We start from the raw sequence: 22,372 nt of genomic DNA on the forward strand, positions 1-22,372 counted from the left end.
AGGCCCCCGGTGCCGTCAGGCCGTTGCCCTCACCCGCCGGTGAGGGCAACGGCGACCGCCGCGGCCCCGGCCACCAGCACCACCACCGCGGCCAGGAAGCCCGCCACCAGCCGGCGCCGCAGCACCCGGTAGACGCCTTCGTATTCGGCACGCAGCTCCCCGCTCCGCGCGGCGACGCGCCGCAGATACGTACGCGATACCTCCAGCTGGTCCGCCCGGTAATGCCGTTCGACTTCCTCCCGCTGCGCACGCGTCAGCCACGGAAGCCCGGCGCAGAACGCCTCCGCGCGGGTGCGCGCACGGTCCTTCTCGGCCTCCCAGAGCAAATACCCCTCGATCTCGTTGATCGCCGCTGCCGTGCCGGCCGGCGTACCGCTGCCACCGCTCATACCAGCGCACCTCGCTCCTTCTCACGGTCCGGTCCGGACGCCCCGGCCCCGGGGTGGTGCAGGTCGAATGCCGGGGATTCGGAGCGAATGCGCGGCAGGACGGTGAAGTTGTGCCGGGGCGGCGGGCACGAGGTGGCCCATTCCAGCGACCTGCCCCAGCCCCACGGGTCGTCGGTCCCGACCTGCTCGCCGTACTTGGCGGTCTTCCAGACGTTGTAAAGGAACGGCAGGATCGACATGCCGAGGAGGAACGAGAAGATGGTCGAGACGGTGTTGAGCGTAGTGAAGCCGTCGGCCGCCAGATAGTCGGGAATGCGCCGCAGCATGCCCTCGGCGCCCAGCCAGTGCTGGACGAGGAACGTGCCGTGGAAGCCGACGAACAGCGTCCAGAACGTGATCTTCCCGAGCCGCTCGTCCAGCATCTTGCCGGTGAACTTGGGCCACCAGAAGTGAAATCCGGCGAACATCGCGAAGACGACCGTGCCGAAGATGACGTAGTGGAAGTGGGCGACGACGAAGTACGAGTCGGTCACGTGGAAGTCCATCGGCGGCGACGCGAGGATCACGCCGGTCAGGCCGCCGAAGGTGAAGGTGATCAAAAACCCGACCGCCCACAGCATCGGCGTCTCGAAGGACAGACTGCCCTGCCACATGGTCCCGATCCAGTTGAAGAACTTCACACCGGTCGGCACCGCGATGAGGAACGTCATGAACGAGAAGAACGGCAGCAGGACGCCACCCGTCGCGTACATGTGGTGCGCCCACACCGTCACCGAAAGCCCCGCGATCGAAATCGTCGCCGCGACGAGCCCGACGTAACCGAACATCGGCTTCCGCGCGAAGACCGGAATCACCTCGGAAACGATGCCGAAGAACGGCAGCGCGATGATGTACACCTCGGGGTGCCCGAAGAACCAGAACAAATGCTGCCAGAGCAGCGCGCCGCCATTGGCCGCATCGAATACATGCGCCCCGAATTTACGGTCCGCCTCCAGCGCGAAGAGCGCCGCCGCGAGCACCGGAAAGGCCAGCAGGACCAGCAGACCGGTCAGCAGCACGTTCCAGGTGAAGATCGGCATGCGGAACATCGTCATGCCCGGAGCGCGCATGCAGACGATCGTGGTGATGAAATTGACCGCGCCGAGGATCGTACCGAAGCCGGACAGGGCCAGACCCATGATCCACATGTCTCCGCCGATGCCGGGGGAATGCACGGAATCGGAGAGCGGCGCATAGGCGAACCAGCCGAAGTCGGCCGCGCCCTGCGGTGTGAGAAACCCACCGACCGCGATCAGCGAGCCGAAGAGATAGAGCCAGTACGCGAGCATGTTGAGCCGGGGGAACGCGACATCGGGCGCGCCGATCTGCAACGGCATGATCCAGTTCGCGAAACCGGAGAACAGCGGCGTCGCGAACATCAGCAGCATGATCGTGCCGTGCATCGTGAACGCCTGGTTGAACTGCTCGTTCGACACGATCTGGTGACCCGGCCTGGCCAGCTCGGCGCGCATCAGCAGGGCCAGCAGGCCGCCAATACAGAAGAACGCGAACGAGGTGACCAGGTACAGCGTGCCGATCGTCTTGTGGTCGGTGGTCGTCAGCCACTTCACGGGAGACTTCATGCACCGTAGGTGTCCGGGGCCCCGGAGAACTTCACCGCAACCGGGTGTGAAGATCGGGGGCGTGCCGGACACCAACAGATCATGAGCAAGGACGCAGCCTTCGCCGACGCCTACCGCGCGCATTACTGGGCGGTCAGCCGCTTCGTCGCCCGCCGCCTGGACAGCGGCCAGGCGGACGACGTCGAGGAGGTGGTGGCGGAGGTCTTCTCCATAGCGTGGCGGCGCCGCGCCGAGCTGCCCGAGTCGCCGCTGCCGTGGCTGTACGGAGTCGCCCGCAACTGCCTGTCGAACACGGTGCGCGGCTTCGGCCGCTACCGGCGCCTGCTGCACCGCCTCGGCAACCACGAGGCGGCCCACCGCCGCCAGACCGTGGACAGCCCCGACACGGACCGGCCCGGTTCCTGGGTGCACGAGGCCCTGGACCGCCTCTCCCCCGCCGACCAGGAAGTACTGCGCCTGACCGCCTGGGAGGAACTGACCCTCCAGGAACTGGCCGTGACCCTCGGCTGCACCCAGAGCGCCGCGGCGATGCGGCTGCACCGGGCGCGCAACCGTCTCCGTACGCAGATAGACCGACTACGCACCAAGACGCCACCAGCGGCACCAGCGCCCCCAGCCGACCCGGTCCCCCCTCCACGCCCACTCCCACGCCGTACGACCGCACACCGATCCCCCCTGCCCGCACCCGCGGTGCCGACCCGAGCCGGAGGCCGCAGCCATGACTGACGCCGACGCAGCCATGACTGACGAACTGGAACTGCTGCGGCAGGCCGACCCCGCGCCGTCCGACGCGGGCCCCTGGCGCGACCGCCCGCTGGACGCCCGCGCGGAACACCGGCTGGCCGCCCTCATGAGCGCCGACGCGCCCTCCGACGCGCCGGCGCCCGAGCGCTCCCCCCGTACACCCCGGCCGTCTCGTACGCCCCGGCCGCGCTGCACCCGGCGCCTCCTCATCGGCGCGACCGCCGCCTCGGCCGCCGCGATCACTGCCCTCACCCTCACCTTCTCCGGCGCCGGCACGTCACCGGCCCAGGCCGCCCCCACCGCACTCGTCGTACAACGCGACGCGCCCGCCCTCCCGCTCGACCAGGTCGCCCGCAACGCCGAGGCCCACGCCCGCGCCCTGCGCGGCGCCCCCAAGCCGCACCGCGGCAGCCACCTCCAGAGCTGGTACCTGAGCATGCGGACGGGCCCCGACGCCGCACCGCCGGTCACCGTCCCCGAAGAGCGCATCACCCGCTGGAACCCGGACGGCAGCGGCTCGGAACTGGTCGTCGCCACCGATCCGCGGCACCCCGGCCGCCCGGTGATCAACGACGCCGACGGCGAGTGGCGCACCGTCAACGACGGCAAGGTGCTGCACCGCAAGACGTACCCGGAAGGCACGCGCCTTGACGACCCCGTCACCGGCGACGGCACACTCCCCGCACGCCCACCCGCCGACCCCGACGAGCTCCGCTCGTACCTCTCCACCTTCTACAGCGGCGCCGGCTCGAAAACCCAGCCCCTCCTGATGGCCCTCTCCTCCTTCCTCCAGGAGTGGACCCCGGGCCCGCGCGAGTCGGCCGCGGTGGCGCGCATGCTGTCCCGGCTGCCCGACCTGCGCCCGGCAGGCCAGGTCGTCGACCGCCTGGGACGCCGCGGCCAGGCGTACGCGTACCGCGGCACGGACACGTCGGACGGCGCCATGGACGGCACGCTGCAACTGGTCATCCTCGACCCCGAGACCGGCCGGGTCCTCGGCATGGAAACGACGTTCACGAAGGACGTACCCGACTTCAAGATCAAGTCAGGCGACGTCCTGTCGTACGAGGCGTGGATGCCGTAAGCCGCGCCCCGGCGCTTCTCAGTGACCGAGCCGGTCGAGGGCCTGCCGCGGGTAGCGCGCACCCGCCACGGCGTCGGCGGGCACGGCCGCGCGCAACCGTGCCGACTGCTCGGCGGTAAGCGTCAGCCCGGCCGCGGCGGCGTTCTCCTCCACGTATTGCGCCCGCTTCGTACCGGGGATCGGCACGATGTCCTCGCCCTGCGCGAGCAGCCAGGCGAGCGCGGCGCGCGCCGGGGGCACACCGATCTCGTCCGCGACGCGCCGTACGGCACGGACGAGCGCGAGATTGCGCTCGATGTTCCCGTCCGAGAACCGCGGCCAGCGACGCCGGTTGTCCCCCTCGCTCAGCTCCTCACGCGAAGCGAGCGCACCGGCAAGCATCCCGCGCCCGAGCGGCGAGTACGCCACGACGGCGATGCCCAGTTCCCGGCAGGTGCCGAGCAGTTCGCCCTCCACCACCTCCCGGGTGAACAGCGAGTACTCGACCTGTACGGCACTGATGGGGTGCACGGCGTGCGCCTTGCGCAGCGTCTCTGGGCTGACCTCGGACAGCCCCAAGTGCCGCACCTTCCCCGCCGCGACCAGCTCCGCCATGGCCCCGACGGTTTCCTCCACCGGCACGGCAGGGTCGCGCCGATGCGCGTAGTAAAGATCGACGTACTCGACACCGAGCCGACGCAACGAGGCGTCGCACGCGACCGGGACGTACGCGGGCGAGGTGTCGACGGCGTCCACCCGCCCGGACACGGGATCGTGCCGCAGCCCGAACTTGGTCGCGAGCACGATGGCGTCCCGCGCGCCCCGACCCCGGCTGCGCACCCAGTCCCCCACGAACTCCTCGTTCGCACCACGCCCGTACGCGTCGGCAGTATCGAGGAACGTCACGCCCAGCTCGGCAGCCCGATCCAGCGCCCGCCGCGCTTCCGCCGGGTCGGCGGGCCCGTACGCGACGGACATCCCCATACACCCGAGCCCAACCGCCGAAACGATGGGCCCACCGGCCCCGAGCCGCCGATACCTCACAGGATCCCGCCCGCAACGGCCGCCACGAAGGCCGCGAACGCGGCCGGGGGGAGGGTGAGGGCGGGGCCGGTGGGGTTCTTGGAGTCACGGATGGCGATGGTGGTGGGGTGGGGGGCTATTTCGACGCAGTCGCCACCGGTGTCGCCACTGCGACTGGACTTGCGCCAGGACGCGGCCCCGATGGGAGCGCATTCGACGCAGTCACCACCCTTGTCATCGCTGTGGGTGGACTTGAGCCAGGCAATCCCTTGAGCAGCACACTCCACACACTCGCCGCCGGTGTCACTGCTGTGAGAGGACTTATGCCAGCGGGCAGAGCCGAGGGGCGCGCACTCGACACACTCGCCGCCTTGGTCGCCGCTGTAACTGGACTTACGCCACTGGGCTTCGGGGGGCTCGGGTGTGGTCCCCATAGCGTTCCTCCATCACTCGCTGGATCAGCTCCGCCGAGTCCTGAAGCGACAGGGCAGCGGCTTGTAGGTGAGCGTAACGAAGCCCAAGGTCCCTGACTTCGGCCGGGTTTGGGGTCACATGCTGCATGCCGTACCCCTCGAAGGAAACGAGGGCCGGGTCGCTTTCGAAGCGGTAGAGCGTGAACGAGCCTTGCAGTCCGGCATGGGCTCCCGCCACGAACGGCAGCACTTGGACGTTCACCCACGGGTTGCCGCCGAAGTCCAACAGATGCGCCAGTTGCCTTCGCATTACCGCTCGGCCACCGATTTCCTGGTAAAGGACCGCCTCGCCCAGAACCACCCACAGCACAGGCGGGTCGTCCTTCGCCAGAACCCGCTGGCGGTCGAGCCTGGCGGCCACCTTGCCCTCCACGCCGTCCTGACTCACCGCCCCGAGAACCGCACGCGCGTACTCCTCGGTCTGCAACAGTCCGTGCACCAGTTGTGCCTGAAACACGTAGATCTCCGCGGCCTTGGCCTCTCGTAGCGCCGCCTCCGCGAACCAAGCCGGGAGCTGGCTGCGCAAGACCAGGCCCACCAGGCGTTGCAGCGCCCCGTCCGTCTTCAATGCGTCGTCCATGCGCTTACTGAACTGGCGCGTCGGCACCTTCTTCGCCGTCTCGACCTGGCCGATCAGCGAACCGGTATAGCTGGCCCTCGCACCCAGCTCTTTGAGCGTGAGCCCGTCCGCCTCCCGGTAACGCCGCAGCTCGCAGCCATAGTGGTCGAGCGGCGATGCGCTGGGATCCAAGCTGTTGCGTACCACGGGCCACGCCCCCTTGATCAACTCTGCCAACAGCGTGACAGGTTGGCTTCCGTACGTAGCTCAGCGTAGCCATCCGGTCGCACGCTGGACACATGAAGTGGATGACTTTCACCATCGGTGAGCACTCGGCCCGGCACGTGCGGCGGATCGTGCGGACCTATCTGACCGACTGGGGCATGGCGGAGCTGACGGACGCGGCCGAGCTGGGCGTCACCGAGTTGCTGTCCAATGTCGTACGGCACGTACCCGACCGCCGTTGCACGATTCTGATCCTCCGGCGACCGGGCGGCATGCGTGTCGAGATCAGCGATGGCGCACCCGGCCTCCCCGTGCAGGGCACGTCGCCCGATGACCTCAGTACGCGCGGCCGCGGGCTCGTCCTTCTCGACGCCGTGGTGGACCGATGGGGGGTGGACCCGGCCGTAGGCCGGATCGGCAAGACGGTGTGGTTCGAGTGCGAGGCCAAGGAGGCGCCGGCACGGCCGGCCGAGTGGCGGGGTGCGTCCGGATGGCCGATGCTTGATGGGCGCGACGATCCTGCGGCGCGACAGTGAACCGGTAGGGACGCTGTCGCGCCGCTCACGTACGGGGGACGGCCTCAGACCAGCGGTACGTTGACGCAGGCCAGGCGGGCGCCCGCGGTGCCCGCGTGGCCGGGTTCGGTGTGGGTCTTGTGTTCGTGGACGACCACGGAGCGCGCCTCGCCCTGGCGGACGTGCCAGTTGACCTTGGCGACCGAGGCGCCGTCGCCGTCCTCGTCGGTCTTCATGTCGAGCCACACCTCGTTGCGCGGGTTCGCGTAGGCGGGGTCGACGGAGGGCTGAACGGGGTCGCGCACGTTCTGGTAGTGCGGGCCGGAGTCGGCCGGGTTCGCGCCGCACGGCTTGGTGTGCACGTGGGCGCCGTACGTACGGTCCGGGAGCAGGCCCGACAGGCGCAGGGCGACGACCGTGCGGGCGTCCTTGCCGGACCCGTACCGCTTCTCCACGACCGCGACCCGGCTGCCCTCCGGCACCAGGGACGGGTTGTGGGTGACGGCCTCACCTGTAGGGGACGCGGTGAAGTGGGCACGGACGGTCACGTTCGTGCACTGCACTCCCATGGCCGGCGCGGCGGTCGGCGCCATCGCCAGTGATGCGGTCAGCACTGCCGTAGCAAGAGACATACGTCGCACCTTCGCGCTCCCGTACGACAACCGGAACCGGGTATCCGGTCAAGCGGGGCGCACGGGGAAGTTATGGAAGGGGAGAGGGTGGAAGAGGGGGTTCGCTGCCCTCGCGTGCACCCTTTCGAAATTGATCGGAACGTGCGTGCATACATCCGCGCGGACTGGGAAGGGTCAGGTCCGTGCGTTGCATATGTGGCGCAACTCGGGTCAATTCGGTTGCGGTGATCGCAGCGAGATGGATCACACGCGTAAGGACCGCGTAAAGGCCCTTGAGGCGTTGTTTCCCCTGTTGAGAGCAGGGTTGAGCACTGTTGCGCGGTCAACCGTGCACTGTCCGTGATGAGCCGCTCTGCCCCTATGGTCGACCTTTGCCCACCACGCCATGGCGGGCTCGGCCCGCTGCTGCGGGTGTTCCATGCAGTCGTCCCAGAGAGCGCAGGCGAGCGAGCACGTGCCGACGCAGTCACCCGTCGCACCGCGGACCCGTACCGGTGGTTCCGCACCCGATCCGGTCGAGCCGGAGAAACTGGAGAAGCGGGGGCAGGGCGGCAGTGACGTCACCGTCGTCGATCCGTCCATGGTCAAGCGCGCGGTCTCCGCGGCCGCGGTCGGCAACGCGATGGAGTGGTTCGACTTCGGCGTCTACAGCTACATCGCGGTCACACTCGGACAGGTTTTCTTCCCGTCCGGAAACCCGACCGCGCAGTTGCTGTCGACGTTCGGAACGTTCGCGGCGGCCTTCCTGGTGCGGCCCATCGGCGGCATGGTCTTCGGGCCCCTCGGTGACCGGATCGGGCGGCAGAAGATCCTCGCCATCACCATGATCATGATGGCGGCCGGCACCTTCGCGATCGGCCTGATCCCGTCGTACGCCTCCATCGGCGTCTGGGCACCGATCCTGCTGCTGGTCGCCCGGCTGGTGCAGGGCTTCTCGACCGGCGGCGAGTACGGCGGCGCCTCGACCTTCATCGCCGAGTACGCGCCCGACAAGAAGCGCGGCTTCATGGGCAGCTGGCTGGAGTTCGGCACGCTGGCCGGTTACGTCGGCGGCGCCGGCCTGGTCACGCTGCTGACGTACCTCTTCCGCCACGACCACGACGCCCTGCTCTCCTGGGGCTGGCGCATCCCGTTCCTGGTCGCGGGCCCGATGGGCATCATCGGCCTCTACCTGCGGATGCGGCTGGAGGAGACCCCGGCGTTCGCGCAGCTGGAGCAGGAGGCGCGGACCAAGGAGAAGGAGCGCCGGGAGGTCGAGAAGAAGATCGGCCTGCGCGAGATGATCTTCGGCCAGTGGCGCGCGATGCTGCTCTGCGTCGGCCTGGTCCTGGTCTTCAACGTCACCGACTACATGCTGCTGTCGTACATGCCCAGCTACCTGACCTCGGAGCTGAAGTACGACGAGACGCACGGGCTGCTGGTCGTGCTGGCGGTCATGGTCGTGATGATGTGCGTGCAGCCCTTCGCGGGCCGGCTCACCGACCGCTTCGGGCGCCGCCCGGTCATCGCGACCGGCTGCGTCGGCTTCCTGGTGCTCTCCGTACCGTCGCTGCTGCTGATCCGGCAGGGTTCGCTGGCCGGCATCGCCCTGGGCATGGCCGTACTCGGCCTGCTGCTGGTGTGCTTCACGTCCACCATGCCGTCCACGCTGCCCGCGCTGTTCCCGACGAAGGTGCGCTACGGCTCGCTGTCCATCGGCTTCAACATCTCGGTGTCGGTCTTCGGCGGTACGACTCCGCTGGTGGTGACCGCGCTGATCGGCGCGACGGGCAACAACATGATGCCCGCGTTCTACATGATGGCCGCCGCCGTGGTCGGTGGCATCGCGGTACTGCTGATGTCGGAGAGCGCGCGCAAGCCGCTGCCGGGGTCGCCCCCGGCCGTGGAGACGGAGTCGGAGGCGCGCGCGCTGCGCCGGGCCGCGTCTTCCGGGACTTCGGGGACGCCGGGGACTTCGGGCTCGGCCGCCGGGAATCGGCGAGTGGCCGCGGAGTCGCCGGCCTGAGGCGACGGGCGGCGCCGGCCGCCCCCTGCACACCTCGGACAACGCCTGTGCGCGAGGACGACGACGATCGTCCTCGCGCACAGGCGTTGTGCTGTGCCTCCGCTACGGCGTTGTGGCGCGTCTCCGCTACGGCGTTGCCGTATGTCTCCGCTACGTGTCGCTCGGGCGGCCCACCCACTCGCCGTCGTCGCAGGTCCGGCCCGACGGGTCCTTCTGGCCGTGCGGGTAGAACGCGTCCCCCGTGGTCGCGCCGGACGGCGAGGGGAAGAAACTGGTGTAGGCGAAGCGGCAGCTGTCACCGCTCGCCGGACGTTCGTGCGCGGGGCAGGCCGACGCGGCGGGGACGGCGGCCAGCACGACGCCGACCGCGGAGACCGCCACCACTGCGGCGCGGGTGAACTTCCGCTTGGAGTACAAGAGGTTCCCTTCCATCACCGGACCGCGCCCTCGCGCGCCCCGATGGCCATGCTGGCGCGAAACGACCGCCCTGCCCCGGCCACACTCCGGCGCCCCGGCGGCCGCAACTCCAACGGCGGACACTCCCCTACGGCACCGGACCCACCGCCCGACGCGTCACTGCTCCACCAGCCGTACGAACGGAACGCCCTCCCCCGCCTGCCGGAAGCCCTCTGCCGTGCCGTCCACCTCGAACCCCATGTACGAGGTCAGCTTCCCGGCCGCCTTGGGGTGCTTCGACGCATACCGCGCCATGATCCGGCCGCCCTCCTCGGACGGGAGGAAGTGCGCGATGACGGCGCACCGTCTGCGGCCGACCTGGATGGTGGCCCTCGGCTGCGCCTGCAGGTTGCGGTACCACTGCGCCCCCGCGCCGAAGCCGGAGGCCAGCGTCCACGTACGCGCCTGCTGGTCGTACGACACCACCTCCAACACGACCCGCCTGGTCTTGCCCGACGTCCGCCCGAGGTGCTCCAGAAGCAGCAGCCGCTTCCCGAACAGGCCACCGAGACCGAGCCGGTAGAGGTGGATGGGGGCCCGGAAGGCGAGCCGCTTCCAGCCGGTCGGCCGCGCGGGCCGCCCGACCTGCCGCGCCGCCCGCGGCGACCGCGACGACTCCTGTCCCGCTCCTGAGTTCGACATACTCCGAAGCTATCCCCACCCACTGACAACAGAACTGACGCAACCGGCCGAGCTGGGGCGCGAACCACGCGCCGCTTCCTGTGTGTCCGGCGGGCCCTGGTCCACCGCCGGGCCGCGGTGTGGGGCACGATGTTCGGTATGAGCATCGTGAAGATCAATGTGTTGACCGTGCCCGACGAGCAGCGGGACGTGCTGGAGAAGCGGTTCGGGGCGCGGGCCGGGGCCGTGGACTCGGCGGACGGGTTCGAGTGGTTCGAGTTGCTGCGGCCGGTGGAGGGCACCGACCAGTACCTCGTCTACACCCGGTGGCGGGACGAGGAGTCCTTCCAGGCGTGGATGGAGGGGCCGATGAAGGCCGCGCACCAGAGTGGTGGCGCCGCCGAGGGCGGCGAGCGGCCCAAGCCTGCTGCTACCGGGTCCACGGTGTGGTCGTTCGAGGTCGTGCAGCAGGCCGGGCCGAAGAAGGAGGGCTGACGCGGCACGGGGCGGCCCGGCCTGTGGGGCTGCCCGGGGCCTAGAAGTCGAGCAGGCGTTGGGCGGTCTCGCGGTAGTGGCGCAGGGCGACGCGGAGCTGTTCGGTGTCGGCGTTGCCCTGTTCCCAGGATGTGCGCAGGGCGCGGCGGCGGGCCGCCAGGGCCTCGGGCAGGAGGGCGGCCAGTTCCTCGTAGAGGCCGTCGGCTTCCTGGACGGCCTCGCGGGGGCGGTCCACGAAGCCGTTGACGGCGTGGTCCAGCCGCTGGCTCAGCTTGTCGCGGGCCTCGGCCGGGAGGAGGGGCTCGACTGATCCCGTATGGCCGGAGGTTTCGGTCGGGGCGGGCGCGCCGGTCGGGTCGGAGGTGCCCGCGGGGTAGTCGGTTTCGGTGCCGGGCAGGCCGGCGTACACGCCGGGGGTGCTGTCGGCCGCTCCCGAGGTGGTGGTGGGCGGCGGGGCGGCCGGCTGCTGCGCGCTACGGGTGCCCTCGTACGCCGCGGCTCCGCGCTCGGGGGGCGGCATGCCCTCGCTCGACGCGCGCTCGCGGGGTGTCTCGACGGGGCCGGGGTCGCGCTCTTCGAAGGTGCTCATCGCGCACCGCCTTCCGCAGTGTCGTGCCCGTGCCCGCGGCCGTGGCCGTGCGTCCAGGGGGAACGCATCCGGTCGCCGAGCCGCCGGGTGGTGGAGTTGGGTTTGGAGTTGGGGAGGGAGTTGGGGTTGGGGTTGCGGCCAGGGTTGGTCTTGTGGTGATCGGTCTTGTGGTGGCGGGGGGTGTGGTGGGTGGTGGTTCCGTTCGGGCCGGGCTTGAGCAGTTCGGTGAACAGGGCCCGCGCGTGCACCACGGCCGCGCGCAGTTCCTCGGTGCCCGCGGCGTTCTCCGGGCGGTTGTTCCGGGCGCGTACGGCGGTCTCGTGGGCCTTGCGGTAGTCGTGGACGCCTTGCGCGTGGTGGACGGAGAGTGCGTCGGTCTGCTCGTCGTAGCTGTCGGACGGGTAGCCGCGTTCGCGGGCGAGTCGGGCGATCAGCAGGTCGGCCTCGACGACGGCCTGTTCGGGCTCGTCGACGAACTGCCGCTGTACGGCCTCCCAGCGCTCCTCGTACTGGAGGCGCAGGTCGGGGGTGAGCGGCCGGGGGCGGAACGCGCCGTGCCGGTCCAGCCGCCGGTTCAGCTCGCGTTCGGCGGCGGCGGTGTCGCCGTCGTGTACGGCGACGGCCCGTTCGTACTCGGGGCCGAAGCGGCGCCGCAGTCCTCTGCTCCCGCCGCGGGCGACCTTGGCGCGGGCTAGGAGGACGAGGGCGGCGATCACGATGAGCGCCACGATCGGGACGATGATCAAGGTGATGGACATATCGGCCGGGTAGCCCTGCCGGCGGGGGCCAAACCCCTTACAGGGAGGGGCTGGTGGCGGTCTGGTGGCGGTCAGCGGCTGGGGGCGGTACGCCTCCGTCGGAGATTAATTCGCGGCGGCTGTCCGTGCCCACCGGCACAATGGCGCCATGCCCGACGCCCAGCCTGTCACTCTGCCCCACTCCGGTGCCGGCCGCCCGCACGCGACGTGGGACATTTCGGCGGAGACCGACCAAACCCCCGTCGCCGAGGCGCTGTTCCGCGAGTACTACACCGAGGTGGCGGGCCGGTACCACACCCTGCACGGGTTCGCTCCCATCACGCCCGAGGAGGTCGACGAGGACCTGGTGGCGTACCCGACCGGACAGCTGGTCCCGCCCGCCGGTGTGCTGTTCGTCGTCCGGCACGAGGGCGAACCCGCCGCGTGCGCCGGGCTGCTGCTCATCGACGGCGGGCGCACGGCGGAACTCAAGCGGGTGTTCGTGCGGGCGCCGTGGCGCGGGCGGGGCGCGGCGCGCGTACTGATGGACGTACTGGAGCGGCGGGCGGTGGAACTCGGCGCGGAACGCATGCGGTTGGACACGCGGCAGGACCTGTCCGAGGCCGTCGCGCTGTACCGGGCGTACGGGTACGAGGAGATACCCGCGTACAAGGAGGACCCGTACTCGAACCTCTTCTTCGAGAAGCGGCTGGTGGAGGGTGGCGGGCAAGCCGGCTGAGCCGAGGGCTACGGGACGGGGCCGCCCGGCCCCTCCTGCCCGTGTGCGGGCGGCCTTGACGCATGGGCGCCCCCGCCATGCGGGCGCTCCGCGTCCGAGCCGCACAGCTCCGTCGACAGCTGCTCGACCAGCTCTGTCAGGTCGGTGGGCCGGTCCTCGGTCCACCAGTCCCCCAGCAGTTCGGCCAGCGACTCCCGGCGGGCGGTGACCAGCCGTTCCGCGACCGCGCGGCCCTTGTCGGTGAGGACCAGCGGCAGCCCTTCGCGTACCGCCAGCCCGCGCTCCTCGATCTGCCGGGTGGCCTCGGCGATCACCCTGAGCGGCACGATGCTGCGTTCGGCGAGCACCGCGGGCTCCACCGAGCCGAAGCGGTTGATGCGCAGCAGCATCCAGCTCGACGCGGGCCGCAGGTCCAACCCGGCCTTCTCGGTGATGCGCTCGTAGACCGCCTTGCGGCCCTCCAGGCTGCCCAGTTTGGACAGGGCGCGGCAGACCTCGTCGTACGAGGAGCGGTGTACGGGGTTGGAGGCGAGGACCTCGGAGGTGTCGGGCGCGGTGACGCCGCGGCGCAGCGGCTCCTCGCGGAGGAACCAGGCCAGGACGAAGGCGATCAGCACGACCGGGACCGCGTAGAGGAAGACGTCGGTGATGGAGGTCGAGTAGGCGTCGAGCACACCGGACGCGGCGTCGGGTGGCAGCTGTCCGACCGTCCGCGGGTCCTCCGCGATCTTGGAGGGGTCGGTGCCGGGCGGCAGTTGCTTGCCCGCGAGGGCGTCGGCGATCCGCGGCCCCAGCTTGTTGGCGAAGACCGTGCCGAAGATGGAGACGCCGAAGGAGGAGCCGATCGAGCGGAAGAACGTGGCGCCGGAGGTGGCGACGCCGAGGTCCCGGTAGTCGACGGCGTTCTGCACGATGAGGACCAGGACCTGCATGACCAGGCCGAGCCCGAAGCCGAAGACGAAGAAGTACAGGCTCATCACGGTGACGCTGCTGGCCGGGTCGAGCTGGTGCAGGAGCAGCAGCCCGGCGGCCGTGACGGCGGTGCCGGCGATGGGGAAGAACTTGTAGCGCCCGGTGCGGCTGACGATCTGCCCGGAGGCGGTCGAGGACAGCAGCATGCCGATGACCATCGGCAGCATGTGCACCCCGGACATGGTCGGCGACACGCCCTGCACGACCTGGAGGAAGGTCGGCAGGTAGGTCATCGACCCGAACATCGCGAACCCGATGACGAAGCCGATGACCGCGGTGAGGGTGAAGGTGCGCAGGCGGAACAGGTGCAGCGGCAGAACCGGTTCCGCGGCCCGGCGCTCGACGGCGGCGAACACCGCCAGCAGGAGTACGCCGAGCACCCCGAGGCCGATGATCTGCCAGGAGCCCCAGTCGTAGCTGACGCCGCCGAGCGAGGTCATCAGGACGAAGCAGGCGGCGACCGCGGCGATGAGGAGGGTGCCGAGGTAGTCGATGCGGTGCGGGGTGCGGCGGGCCGGGATGTGCAGGACGGCGGCGATGACAAGGAGGGCGACGATGCCGATGGGCAGGTTGATGTAGAAGACCCAGCGCCAGCTGAGGTGGTCGACGAACAGGCCGCCGAGCAGCGGCCCGAGGACGCTGGTGGCGCCGAAGACGGCGCCGAACAGCCCTTGGTAGCGGCCGCGGTCGCGGGGCGGGACGAGGTCGCCGACGATCGCCATCGACAGCACGATCAGGCCGCCACCGCCCAGGCCCTGGATCGCGCGGAAGGCGATCAGCTGCGGCATGTCCTGCGCGATGCCGCACAGCGCGGAGCCGATCAGGAAGATCACGATGGCGGTCTGGAAGAGCCGTTTGCGCCCGTACTGGTCGCCCAGCTTGCCCCACAGCGGGGTCGCGGCGGTCGAGGCCAGCAGGTACGCGGTGACCACCCACGACAGGTGGTCCAGGCCGCCGAGGTCGCTGACGATGGTGGGCAGCGCGGTGGCCACGATGGTCTGGTCGAGTGCCGCGATGAGCATGCCGAGCAGCAGCGCGCCGATCGCGACGAGGACCGTCCGCCGGGACTGGCCCTCTCCTGGGAGGGCCGGAGCGCCGGTGTGCTGCGCCATGGGCGTCCCTCTCTGTGCGGGCTCCGTAGGGCTCCGTAGGGCTCTGAGCGGGGCCGGGGTGGTGCCGGGGGGGCGGTGCTCGGGGCGGTGCTGGGGGCGGTGCTCCCTCCCATCCTGATCGTTTCGTGCGGATACGGCCTGCCGAGAGCGGATACGGCCTGCCGAGAGCCGTGCGGTCCGGTGGCTCCCGGATGCTCCCTGTGCAGGAAGGGGCCAGACCGGGATAATCACTGACCGATCGAGGGCTTCAGGGAGGGGAACGCTCGTGACGGCTGAGACCTGCCCGCACTGCTCGGCGCCCACGCGCGCCGACGGCCGGACGAGGTGCCTGTGCGAGGCGGCCGGCGCCGAGGACTTCGATCCCCTGCGGGTACGTCCGTACGTACGGCTGCCGGACGAGGCGGACGCCGGGGGCGCCGGGCCGGGCGCGGCGGCCCGGGCGCTGCGCCCCGATCCGCGTCCCGCGCCGCGGTTCGGGTTCCGTACGGTGCCGCCGGCCGGGTCGCGGGCGGGCGCGCGTGGCGGGTCGCGCGCGGGACCGCGCCCCGGATCGCGTACGGACCCGCGCTCCGGTTCGTACGCCGGTACGCAGCCCGACCGGGCGTCCGATGCGTGTGGTGCGTCCGGCGCGTCCGGTGCGCACTCCGGGGGCAGCGGGAGCGGCGAGGTGCACGACGATGCCTCCCGGCGGCGCAGGAGGCAGGTGGCCCTGGCTGTCATGGCGGCCTCGGCGGCGGCCTTGGCTGCGGGCGCGGTGCTGCTCAGCGGCGCGCTGCTGTCCGATGCGGACGAGGACCGCGCGCTGCTGCCCGACCACCGGAGCGTGCCCACCGCCGCCCGCACGGCCGACGACGGCGCGGACAGCGCCTCGGGCGGCGGGCCGGGACGCCGCGCCGCACCCCCGCCCGCCACACCCACCCGTACGCCGCACCGGACGCCCGGAGCGCAGCCGGCGCCCGGCCCGTCCCGTACGCCGTCCCCGTCCCACTCCGCGTCGCACGCGCCGGGCACGGCCACGGCGTCCGGCAGCATCACCAGCGCCCCGGAGAGCCACGCGCCGAGCAGCCCGCCGGGCGGGCCGATCGTGCTGCGGGAGGGCGCCACCGGGCCGGAGGTCCTGGAGCTGCAACGGCGGCTGGAGCAGCTGGCCGCGTACTTCGGCCCCGAGGACGCGCGCTACGGCGCCGCCGTCCGCGCCGCCGTCGCCGCCTTCCAGCGGTCGTACGGTGTACGAGGCGATCCGGACGGCGTCTACGGGCCGCGGACGCGCGCCTCACTGGAGGCCCGCACGGTCGAGCCGTGAGCCGGGGAGGGCGACGGCCGGGATGGCGGCAGCCGGGTGACGGGCCCTGGTCACCGGCCGGGTGGCCCGTTTCACCAGGGGGTGGTTGGCCACCGGCCGGGTGCTCTTTGTATCGTGTAGGAACAAAGTGGTTCCGCCCGCACTCCCTGACCGGCGGGCGGAGCCGCTTGACTCTTTCCCCAGCGCCCAGGAGCCCGCCGATGTCGGCCACCACCACGCTCACAGCCCGCGCCCTGCTGCTGGACATGGACAGCACGATCGTGAACTCCGAGGCCGTGGTCGAGCGCTGCTGGCGCCGCTGGGCCGACGAGCAGGGGCTCGACGCGGGCGAGGTGCTCAAGGTGGTGCACGGCCGGCAGGGCTGGGCCACGATGGCCGCACTGCTCCCCGAGCGCCCCATGGAGCTCAACCACGAGGACAACCGGCGGATGCTGGCGCAGGAGACCGCCGACGTGGACGGCGTGGTGCCGGTCCCCGGCGCGCCCGCCTTCATGGCCGCCCTCGCGCGGCTCCCGCACGCCCTGGTGACCTCCGCCGACATCGCCCTCTCCGACGCCCGCATGGGTGCGGCCGGGCTGCCGATGCCGGCCGTGCGGATCACCGCCGAGTCCGTGAGCGCCAGCAAGCCGGACCCCGAGGGCTTCCTCAAGGGCGCGGCCGAGCTGGGGTTCCCGCCCGAGGACTGCGTGGTCTTCGAGGACTCCGAGGCGGGCATCGCGGCCGGGCGCGCGGCGGGCATGCGGGTGGTCGGCGTCGGCGAGCGGGCCGCGGCCTTCGGTCCGGACGTCCACGTACGCGACCTGGAGCAGATTCGCGTCGAGGCGCTCGCGGACGGGTCGATCGCGCTGCACGTCGAAGGCTGAGCGGACGAGTCACAGGCTGAGCCGACGAGGGTTACGGGGGCGGGCCGGCGGCCCGCCCCTTTCCCGTACTCAGCCGGCGATCGCCTCGTACAGGCTGAACCCCGCCAGCAGCACCATCACCCCGGCCGCCACCTTCGTGATCAGCTTGAGCGGTACGTACTTCATGAGCGTGCGGCCGCCGAGGATGCCCAGGCCCGCCACCGCCCACAGGGCCAGCACCGCGCCGACGCCCACCGAGACCGGGTCGTCGTAGCGGGCGGCCAGGTTCGCGGTCATGATCTGGGTCAGATCGCCGAACTCGGCGACCAGGATCATCATGAAGCCCGCCCCGGAGACCTTCCAGAAGCTCTGGTCGGCGGGCTTCTTCACTTCCTCCTCGTCCTCGTCCTTCTTGAAGAGCAGGACCGCCGCGCCCGCGAGGAAGAGCACGCCGACGACCGCCTGCACGAGGCGGTGCGGGAGCAGGGACAGCACGCTGCCCGCGGCGATGGCGAGCGCGACGTGCACGGCGAAGGCGGCGGCGACGCCCGCGAAGACGTACGAAGCGCGGTAGCGGGTGCCGAGCATCAGCCCGGCGAGGGCGGTCTTGTCCGGCAGCTCGGCCAGGAAGACGACGCCGAAGACGACGGCGGCGACGGTGAAACTGAACACGGGGTGTCTTACCTCGATCGGTCGGGCCGCACCGAGGGGCCCGGAAAAGGGGTCGCTTCGGCACGGCAGCGTCTCTTGCGCACACGTGCGTCTGCGCAAACACTGCGGCCGAAGGTCTCGCTGGCGCGGCAGGGACACCTGTCGTCTGCCACGCTCCGGGCGCCGGCCCACCGCGGGCGGCCTGTCACCTGGGCGGTGGCGGCCGACGGGCGGGCAGTATGTCGACGGTCCGGCGAAGAGCTACTCCCCTTCTGCTGTGGCCAAGGGTACGCGGTGCAGGCGCCCGCGGGCCACCAGCTCCAGCACCACCGCGACGGCCGACGCCTGTACGGCCAGCAGCGCGACCAGCACGAACAGCTGGACCGCGCCCGCCTGAACGGGTGAGGCGCCGCCCAGCAGCATCCCCACGAAGGCGCCGGGGAGTGTGACGAGCCCCACCGTGCGGGTCTGGTCCAGGCCCGGCAGCAGCGCGTCGGACGCGGCCGGACGGGCGACCTCCATCCGGGCCTCCCGGTCCGGCAGGCCGAGCGCGAGGCCGGCCTCCACCTCGCCGTGCCGCGTCTCCAGCTCGTCCAGTGCCCGCCGCCCGCCGAGGACGGTGGCGGTGAGCGCGCCCCCGATGAGGATGCCCGCGACGGGGATGAGCGTGACGCCGCGCGGCGGGACCAGGCCGGTGAGCAGCAGGGCGCCGACGACCGGTACGACTCCGGCGGCGAGGGGCGCGGCCGCCCACCACCAGGTGCGGTTCTGGGTGAGGCGGCGGCCCGCCGTCCGTACGGCGACCGCGAACATCAGTACGAGGAAGCAGAGCAGCCAGGGCGCGGACCGTACGACCCAGCCGATGAGGTACGAGACGGCGGCGAGCTGGAGGGCGGCGCGCAGCCCGGCGAGGGCGATGGCCCGCGCGTGGCCGAGGTGTGCGAGTGCCGCCACTGCCACCGCGGCGGCCAGCAGGACGGCGAGAACAGCCCCGAGAGTGACGTTGACCGGCAGCAGCACGCGCTCACTGTAAGGGCGGCCGGGGGCGCGGGGGCGGGCGGGCGCAGCGCGTCCGGCGCGGCGGAGGCGGGCGCGCGCGGAGGGGCGGAGGCCGGCGTGCACGGAGGGGGTGGGTGCGGGTGCGCACTGAGGGGCGTACGCGCCCGCGCGGGCCACCGGCCGGGACGCCGGGTCCGGGTGACGTGCCGTCAACCCCTTGAACTGACGTGGGCATGTCGCCACTCTGTTACCTGGAGCCCACCCGGTGGACACCCCACGACCCCACCATGGGCCCGTCCCGCACCCCGACTTCCCCCCACATACAGGGAGTTACGATGCCCAAGGTCTACGCGCGTCGCGGTTCGTTCGCCGCCGCCTGTGCCGCCGCCCTCGTCTGCACGCTGTCCTTCGGCGGCCAGACCGCCCAGGCCGCACCGCCCACCCCGCCGGACGCCGCCACGGCGCGCGCCTACCTCGCCCAGATCGAGGAAGCGCCCCAGGGCTCGCAGGACGGCTACAGCCGCGACAAGTTCCCGCACTGGTCCGACCAGGGCAAGAACTGCAACACGCGCGAGGTCGTGCTCAAGCGGGACGGCGAGAACGTGCAGACCGACGCCAAGTGCGCCGCGACCAGCGGGACCTGGAAGTCCGCCTACGACGACGGCGTGTGGACCAAGGCGTCCGACGTGGACATCGACCACGTCGTACCGCTGTCGGAGGCGTGGAAGTCCGGCGCCTCGAAGTGGACGACCGAGCGCCGCAAGGAGCTGGCCAACGACCTCACCCACTCGCAGCTGATCGCCGTCACGGACAACGTGAACCAGGAGAAGGGCGACAAGGACCCGGCCAAGTGGCTGCCGCCGAAGACCTCTTACCACTGCACGTACGCGCGGATGTGGGTGTCGGTGAAGCACGCGTACGGGCTGACGGCCGACTCGGCCGAGAAAGCCGCGCTGAAGAAGATCCTGGATCGCTGCTAAGACACGCGCGCCGCGCCGGGCGCACGGCGGGACCGTGCGCGCCGGCGCGGCCCGACCGGCGCCCGGCCGGCTCCGAAACGCCCCCGCGACAACCTGAAACGGCCCCGGACCGGCATGCGGCCGAGTGGCGCAACCGTACGACCGGATGGCTCCGCCTTTCTCCGTGCAGCGGCCGGAGCTGCCCCGTCGCCCCGCGATCGGCTCCTATCCTCTGAGCACGCGTACGGGTACCGGCCCGTACGAGGGGAGGTCCGCCGATGGCCGTGCTGCGCCTGGGGCCGCTGCTGCGCTACGTGGACGAGATCAGCGCGACGGTGTGGGTCGAGACCGACGGGCCGTGCGAGGTACACGTCCGCTGCGAGAGCGGCGCCGGCGGCGCGGAGCGCGCCTGGCAGGTGGCCGGCCACTACTACGCGCTGGTGCCGGTCGCGGGGCTGACCCCGGACAGCGAGACCCCGTACCGCGTCCTGCTGGACGGCGAACAGGTCTGGCCGCCGCCCGGCAGCCGCTACCCGGACAGCACGATCCGCACGCCCGCGGCGCCGGGCGGCGAACCGGCCGGGCAGCGCCTGCGGGTCGCGTTCGGCTCCTGCCGCTGGGCGGCGCCGCCCGCCGACACGCACGACCCGGTCGGCCCGGACGCCCTGGACACCCTCGCGTCGGCGCTCGCCGCCGACCCCGCGCGCGAACGCCCCGACGTCCTCCTCCTGCTGGGCGACCAGGTCTACGCCGACCAGACCTCGGACGCGACCGCCCGGCTGCTCGCGGCCCGCCGCGACACCTCGCGGCCGCCCTGGCGGCAGGTCGCGGACTACGAGGAATACACCCATCTGTACGCCGAGTCGTGGCTCGACCCCGAGGTGCGCTGGCTGCTCTCCACCGTCCCCAGCTGCATGATCTTCGACGATCACGACGTGTCGGACGATTGGAACACCTCCGCGGCCTGGCTGATCCGGATGCGGGCCACCTCCTGGTGGCGGGAGCGGGTGCTCGGCGGCCTGATGTCGTACTGGGTGTACCAGCACCTGGGCAACGTCTCCCCCGCGGAGCTGGAGAAGGACGAGCTGTACGCACGGGTCCGCGCGCTGCCCGACGGCACGGCCCTGGTACGGGAGTTCGCCGCCGCGGCGGACGCCGACCCGGGCTGCGCCCGCTGGAGTTACCGCCGCGACTTCGGCCGCGTCCGGCTGGTCATGGTCGACACCCGCGCCTCCCGCGTCCTGGACGAGGGGCGGCGGGCGATGCTCGACCCGGCCGAGGCGCGGTGGCTGCGCGACGCGGTGCTGGCCGACCACGGCGCGTACGACCACCTGCTGATCGGCAGTTCGCTGCCGTGGCTGCTGCCGAACCTGGTCCACGACGCGGAGGGGTGGAACGCCGCGCTGTGCGCCGGGGCGCGCGGGCCGGGCTGGGCGCGCCGGAGCGAAGGGCTGCGGCAGCGCGCCGACCTGGAGCACTGGGCGGCGTTCCCGGAGTCCTTCGCGGCGCTGACCGGCCTGCTCGCCGAGGCCGGTTCGGGCGAGGGGGCGCCGGCCACGGTGTGCGTGCTGTCCGGTGACGTCCACCACGCGTACGTGGCCGAGCCGCACTGGCACGACGGCACCGAGCCGGACGGGCGGGTGCTCCAGCTGACCTGCTCGCCCGTGCACAACAGCATCCCCGCCTCCATACGGGCCGGCTTCCGCTTCGGCTGGAGCCGGGCCGGGCGCCGGCTGGGGCACGCGCTCGCCCGGCATGCGCGGCTGGACCGGCCGCCGATCGGCTGGCGCCGCACCGGCGGCCCGTGGTTCGGCAACCAGCTCATGACGCTGACCCTGCACGGGCGCGCGGCGCGGCTGCGGCTGGACCAGGCGCGGCGTGAGCGGGGCGGTGGGGCGCGTCTTTCGTGCGCGCACGAAGAAGTCTTGACGGGGCATCAGGGGCAACTGGGGCATCAAGGAGCGTAAGCCGCACGGCGGGCGCGACTCCCGTGCACTGGCGGCACTTCGGGCCATGACCATTTTCGGCCAACGGCCGGATATGGCCAGATGTTGAACTTGCAAGTACCGATTAGGTCTCCCTAACCTGTCCCCTTGTCGGTTCCCGTCCCCGAAACCGCAGGAGTCCCCACCATGCCCGTTCAGTCCCCGGTGACCGAGTTCACCGAACGAATCAAGCCGTACACCCTGTCCTTGTTCCGCATCGTCGTGGGTCTGCTCTTCGCCTGCCATGGCGCGTCCTCGCTGTTCGGCATCCTCGGCGGCGCGATGGGCAAGGGGCTGACCGTGCCGGCGGGCAGCTGGCCCGGCTGGTACGCCGCCGTCATCCAGCTCGTCGGCGGCGTCCTGGTGATGGTCGGCCTCGGCACCCGCACCGCCGCCTTCATCAGCTCCGGCTCGATGGCGTACGCGTACTTCTCGGCGCACGCCGGCACGGCGCTGTGGCCGCTCCAGAACGGCGGCGAGCTGTCCGCGCTGTTCTGCTGGGCGTTCCTGCTGCTCGTCTGCACCGGTCCCGGCACCTGGTCGCTGGACCGCCTGTTCTTCGGCGAGCGGCGGCAGCCCGAGGAGGCCGGGCCGACCGCGCAGCGCGAGCCGAGCGCGGCCTGACGGCGGCACCGGCGGCCCGCTGCCGCCGGCATACAGAC

24 protein-coding genes are annotated in these 22,372 nt (G+C 71.6%); 11 read left to right on the plus strand and 13 right to left on the minus strand.

All coding sequences use genetic code 11. From position 1 onward, the window contains the following. Nucleotides 1-29: 29 nt before the first annotated feature. Both ACH4OW_RS01515 and ctaD read right to left on the minus strand, forming a co-directional pair. Nucleotides 30-389 (minus strand): hypothetical protein, encoded by a 360-nt coding sequence (locus ACH4OW_RS01515; RefSeq protein WP_360136855.1) that lies wholly within the window; start codon nucleotides 387-389, stop codon nucleotides 30-32. Next, nucleotides 386-2,011 (minus strand): cytochrome c oxidase subunit I, encoded by a 1,626-nt coding sequence (ctaD, locus tag ACH4OW_RS01520; RefSeq protein ID WP_360136856.1) that lies wholly within the window; start codon nucleotides 2,009-2,011, stop codon nucleotides 386-388. Before ctaD ends, ACH4OW_RS01515 begins: the two co-directional genes overlap by 4 nt. 81 nt (nucleotides 2,012-2,092) lie before the next feature. Here ctaD and ACH4OW_RS01525 point away from each other — a divergent pair, with 81 nt between their 5' ends. Together ACH4OW_RS01525 and ACH4OW_RS01530 are read left to right on the plus strand one after the other, a co-directional pair. Further along, entirely contained in the window at nucleotides 2,093-2,737 is a 645-nt protein-coding gene (locus ACH4OW_RS01525; protein WP_398024074.1) for an RNA polymerase sigma factor, read from the plus strand. Between the two features lie 13 nt (nucleotides 2,738-2,750). Then, nucleotides 2,751-3,839 (plus strand): CU044_5270 family protein, encoded by a 1,089-nt coding sequence (locus ACH4OW_RS01530; protein WP_398024432.1) that lies wholly within the window; start codon nucleotides 2,751-2,753, stop codon nucleotides 3,837-3,839. A gap of 18 nt (nucleotides 3,840-3,857) precedes the next feature. Here the strand turns inward: ACH4OW_RS01530 and ACH4OW_RS01535 are convergent, their stop codons facing one another. The 3 genes from ACH4OW_RS01535 to ACH4OW_RS01545 are packed head-to-tail and all read right to left on the minus strand — an operon-like array spanning nucleotide 3,858 to nucleotide 6,080. Continuing rightward, nucleotides 3,858-4,862 (minus strand): aldo/keto reductase, encoded by a 1,005-nt coding sequence (locus ACH4OW_RS01535; protein WP_398024075.1) that lies wholly within the window; start codon nucleotides 4,860-4,862, stop codon nucleotides 3,858-3,860. Further along, nucleotides 4,859-5,275, minus strand: coding sequence for a DUF397 domain-containing protein (locus ACH4OW_RS01540; protein ID WP_398024077.1), 417 nt, complete (start codon nucleotides 5,273-5,275; stop codon nucleotides 4,859-4,861). Before ACH4OW_RS01540 ends, ACH4OW_RS01535 begins: the two co-directional genes overlap by 4 nt. Then, nucleotides 5,235-6,080 (minus strand): helix-turn-helix domain-containing protein, encoded by an 846-nt coding sequence (locus ACH4OW_RS01545; protein WP_398024079.1) that lies wholly within the window; start codon nucleotides 6,078-6,080, stop codon nucleotides 5,235-5,237. The genes ACH4OW_RS01540 and ACH4OW_RS01545 overlap by 41 nt, the downstream gene beginning before the upstream one ends. A gap of 101 nt (nucleotides 6,081-6,181) precedes the next feature. On the opposite strand from ACH4OW_RS01545, the gene ACH4OW_RS01550 reads away from it, so the two are divergent. Next, the gene (locus ACH4OW_RS01550; protein ID WP_398024081.1) at nucleotides 6,182-6,634 is read left to right on the plus strand and encodes an ATP-binding protein; all 453 of its coding nucleotides are present in this window, start codon (nucleotides 6,182-6,184) and stop codon (nucleotides 6,632-6,634) included. 44 nt (nucleotides 6,635-6,678) lie between these two features. Here ACH4OW_RS01550 and ACH4OW_RS01555 read toward each other — a convergent pair whose 3' ends face one another. Beyond that, complete coding sequence (locus tag ACH4OW_RS01555; RefSeq protein ID WP_360136861.1) at nucleotides 6,679-7,245, minus strand: superoxide dismutase family protein; 567 nt, start codon at nucleotides 7,243-7,245, stop codon at nucleotides 6,679-6,681. 418 nt (nucleotides 7,246-7,663) lie between these two features. Here ACH4OW_RS01555 and proP point away from each other — a divergent pair, with 418 nt between their 5' ends. Then, nucleotides 7,664-9,250 carry a glycine betaine/L-proline transporter ProP gene (gene proP, locus ACH4OW_RS01560; protein ID WP_398024084.1) on the plus strand — a complete coding sequence of 529 codons (1,587 nt, stop codon included), beginning with the start codon at nucleotides 7,664-7,666 and terminating at the stop codon, nucleotides 9,248-9,250. 150 nt (nucleotides 9,251-9,400) lie between these two features. Here proP and ACH4OW_RS01565 read toward each other — a convergent pair whose 3' ends face one another. Together ACH4OW_RS01565 and ACH4OW_RS01570 are read right to left on the minus strand one after the other, a co-directional pair. Beyond that, nucleotides 9,401-9,667 carry a hypothetical protein gene (locus ACH4OW_RS01565; RefSeq protein WP_398024086.1) on the minus strand — a complete coding sequence of 89 codons (267 nt, stop codon included), beginning with the start codon at nucleotides 9,665-9,667 and terminating at the stop codon, nucleotides 9,401-9,403. Nucleotides 9,668-9,823: 156 nt separating this feature from the next. Beyond that, nucleotides 9,824-10,348 (minus strand): nitroreductase family deazaflavin-dependent oxidoreductase, encoded by a 525-nt coding sequence (locus ACH4OW_RS01570; RefSeq protein ID WP_360136864.1) that lies wholly within the window; start codon nucleotides 10,346-10,348, stop codon nucleotides 9,824-9,826. Nucleotides 10,349-10,486: 138 nt separating this feature from the next. Between ACH4OW_RS01570 and ACH4OW_RS01575 the strand changes: the two genes are divergently transcribed. Then, on the plus strand, nucleotides 10,487-10,822 hold the full coding sequence (locus ACH4OW_RS01575) for an antibiotic biosynthesis monooxygenase family protein (RefSeq protein WP_398024089.1): 336 nt from the start codon (nucleotides 10,487-10,489) through the stop codon (nucleotides 10,820-10,822). A gap of 40 nt (nucleotides 10,823-10,862) precedes the next feature. On the opposite strand, the gene ACH4OW_RS01580 is transcribed toward ACH4OW_RS01575, so the two are convergent. Further along, nucleotides 10,863-11,411 (minus strand): hypothetical protein, encoded by a 549-nt coding sequence (locus tag ACH4OW_RS01580; protein WP_398024091.1) that lies wholly within the window; start codon nucleotides 11,409-11,411, stop codon nucleotides 10,863-10,865. Further along, nucleotides 11,408-12,169 (minus strand): hypothetical protein, encoded by a 762-nt coding sequence (locus tag ACH4OW_RS01585; RefSeq protein WP_398024093.1) that lies wholly within the window; start codon nucleotides 12,167-12,169, stop codon nucleotides 11,408-11,410. Before ACH4OW_RS01585 ends, ACH4OW_RS01580 begins: the two co-directional genes overlap by 4 nt. A gap of 148 nt (nucleotides 12,170-12,317) precedes the next feature. Between ACH4OW_RS01585 and ACH4OW_RS01590 the strand changes: the two genes are divergently transcribed. Further along, a complete protein-coding gene (locus ACH4OW_RS01590) occupies nucleotides 12,318-12,887 on the plus strand; it encodes a GNAT family N-acetyltransferase (protein WP_398024095.1) in 570 nt (189 codons plus the stop codon). Between the two features lie 8 nt (nucleotides 12,888-12,895). Here the strand turns inward: ACH4OW_RS01590 and ACH4OW_RS01595 are convergent, their stop codons facing one another. Continuing rightward, entirely contained in the window at nucleotides 12,896-14,971 is a 2,076-nt protein-coding gene (locus ACH4OW_RS01595; protein ID WP_360137483.1) for an MFS transporter, read from the minus strand. A gap of 265 nt (nucleotides 14,972-15,236) precedes the next feature. Between ACH4OW_RS01595 and ACH4OW_RS01600 the strand changes: the two genes are divergently transcribed. Both ACH4OW_RS01600 and ACH4OW_RS01605 read left to right on the plus strand, forming a co-directional pair. Continuing rightward, a complete protein-coding gene (locus ACH4OW_RS01600; RefSeq protein WP_398024097.1) occupies nucleotides 15,237-16,274 on the plus strand; it encodes a peptidoglycan-binding protein in 1,038 nt (345 codons plus the stop codon). Between the two features lie 200 nt (nucleotides 16,275-16,474). Beyond that, nucleotides 16,475-17,137 (plus strand): HAD-IA family hydrolase, encoded by a 663-nt coding sequence (locus ACH4OW_RS01605; protein ID WP_360137477.1) that lies wholly within the window; start codon nucleotides 16,475-16,477, stop codon nucleotides 17,135-17,137. 69 nt (nucleotides 17,138-17,206) lie between these two features. Here the strand turns inward: ACH4OW_RS01605 and ACH4OW_RS01610 are convergent, their stop codons facing one another. Together ACH4OW_RS01610 and ACH4OW_RS01615 are read right to left on the minus strand one after the other, a co-directional pair. Beyond that, a complete protein-coding gene (locus ACH4OW_RS01610; protein ID WP_360137474.1) occupies nucleotides 17,207-17,788 on the minus strand; it encodes a TMEM165/GDT1 family protein in 582 nt (193 codons plus the stop codon). A 240-nt stretch (nucleotides 17,789-18,028) separates the two neighbouring features. Continuing rightward, nucleotides 18,029-18,787 carry an ABC transporter permease gene (locus tag ACH4OW_RS01615; protein WP_398024098.1) on the minus strand — a complete coding sequence of 253 codons (759 nt, stop codon included), beginning with the start codon at nucleotides 18,785-18,787 and terminating at the stop codon, nucleotides 18,029-18,031. Nucleotides 18,788-19,101: 314 nt separating this feature from the next. Between ACH4OW_RS01615 and ACH4OW_RS01620 the strand changes: the two genes are divergently transcribed. The 3 genes from ACH4OW_RS01620 (at nucleotide 19,102) to ACH4OW_RS01630 (ending at nucleotide 22,334) form a co-directional block, all read left to right on the plus strand. Continuing rightward, entirely contained in the window at nucleotides 19,102-19,746 is a 645-nt protein-coding gene (locus ACH4OW_RS01620; RefSeq protein ID WP_360137468.1) for an HNH endonuclease family protein, read from the plus strand. A gap of 257 nt (nucleotides 19,747-20,003) precedes the next feature. Beyond that, nucleotides 20,004-21,692: an alkaline phosphatase D family protein gene (locus tag ACH4OW_RS01625; protein ID WP_398024099.1), complete on the plus strand. Its 1,689-nt coding sequence runs from the start codon at nucleotides 20,004-20,006 to the stop codon at nucleotides 21,690-21,692. Between the two features lie 165 nt (nucleotides 21,693-21,857). Next, nucleotides 21,858-22,334 carry a DoxX family protein gene (locus ACH4OW_RS01630; protein WP_398024101.1) on the plus strand — a complete coding sequence of 159 codons (477 nt, stop codon included), beginning with the start codon at nucleotides 21,858-21,860 and terminating at the stop codon, nucleotides 22,332-22,334. Nucleotides 22,335-22,372: the final 38 nt, after the last annotated feature.

Origin of the sequence: Streptomyces sp. NPDC017056 (assembly GCF_044332485.1) — a bacterium.
Lineage (GTDB): Bacteria > Actinomycetota > Actinomycetes > Streptomycetales > Streptomycetaceae > Streptomyces.

Bases quoted from the DNA above. Each gene is read 5' to 3' on its own strand.
- ACH4OW_RS01595 (WP_360137483.1), bottom strand. From the start codon at position 14,971: ATGGCGCAGCACACCGGCGCTCCGGCCCTCCCAGGAGAGGGCCAGTCC.
- ctaD (WP_360136856.1), bottom strand. From the start codon at position 2,011: ATGAAGTCTCCCGTGAAGTGGCTGACGACCACCGACCACAAGACGATC.
- ACH4OW_RS01540 (WP_398024077.1), bottom strand. From the start codon at position 5,275: ATGGGGACCACACCCGAGCCCCCCGAAGCCCAGTGGCGTAAGTCCAGT.
- ACH4OW_RS01575 (WP_398024089.1), top strand. From the start codon at position 10,487: ATGAGCATCGTGAAGATCAATGTGTTGACCGTGCCCGACGAGCAGCGG.
- ACH4OW_RS01570 (WP_360136864.1), bottom strand. From the start codon at position 10,348: ATGTCGAACTCAGGAGCGGGACAGGAGTCGTCGCGGTCGCCGCGGGCG.
- ACH4OW_RS01620 (WP_360137468.1), top strand. From the start codon at position 19,102: ATGCCCAAGGTCTACGCGCGTCGCGGTTCGTTCGCCGCCGCCTGTGCC.
- ACH4OW_RS01630 (WP_398024101.1), top strand. From the start codon at position 21,858: ATGCCCGTTCAGTCCCCGGTGACCGAGTTCACCGAACGAATCAAGCCG.
- ACH4OW_RS01605 (WP_360137477.1), top strand. From the start codon at position 16,475: ATGTCGGCCACCACCACGCTCACAGCCCGCGCCCTGCTGCTGGACATG.
- ACH4OW_RS01585 (WP_398024093.1), bottom strand. From the start codon at position 12,169: ATGTCCATCACCTTGATCATCGTCCCGATCGTGGCGCTCATCGTGATC.
- ACH4OW_RS01525 (WP_398024074.1), top strand. From the start codon at position 2,093: ATGAGCAAGGACGCAGCCTTCGCCGACGCCTACCGCGCGCATTACTGG.
- ACH4OW_RS01590 (WP_398024095.1), top strand. From the start codon at position 12,318: ATGCCCGACGCCCAGCCTGTCACTCTGCCCCACTCCGGTGCCGGCCGC.
- proP (WP_398024084.1), top strand. From the start codon at position 7,664: ATGCAGTCGTCCCAGAGAGCGCAGGCGAGCGAGCACGTGCCGACGCAG.
- ACH4OW_RS01625 (WP_398024099.1), top strand. From the start codon at position 20,004: ATGGCCGTGCTGCGCCTGGGGCCGCTGCTGCGCTACGTGGACGAGATC.
- ACH4OW_RS01515 (WP_360136855.1), bottom strand. From the start codon at position 389: ATGAGCGGTGGCAGCGGTACGCCGGCCGGCACGGCAGCGGCGATCAAC.
- ACH4OW_RS01555 (WP_360136861.1), bottom strand. From the start codon at position 7,245: ATGTCTCTTGCTACGGCAGTGCTGACCGCATCACTGGCGATGGCGCCG.
- ACH4OW_RS01530 (WP_398024432.1), top strand. From the start codon at position 2,751: ATGACTGACGAACTGGAACTGCTGCGGCAGGCCGACCCCGCGCCGTCC.
- ACH4OW_RS01550 (WP_398024081.1), top strand. From the start codon at position 6,182: ATGACTTTCACCATCGGTGAGCACTCGGCCCGGCACGTGCGGCGGATC.
- ACH4OW_RS01580 (WP_398024091.1), bottom strand. From the start codon at position 11,411: ATGAGCACCTTCGAAGAGCGCGACCCCGGCCCCGTCGAGACACCCCGC.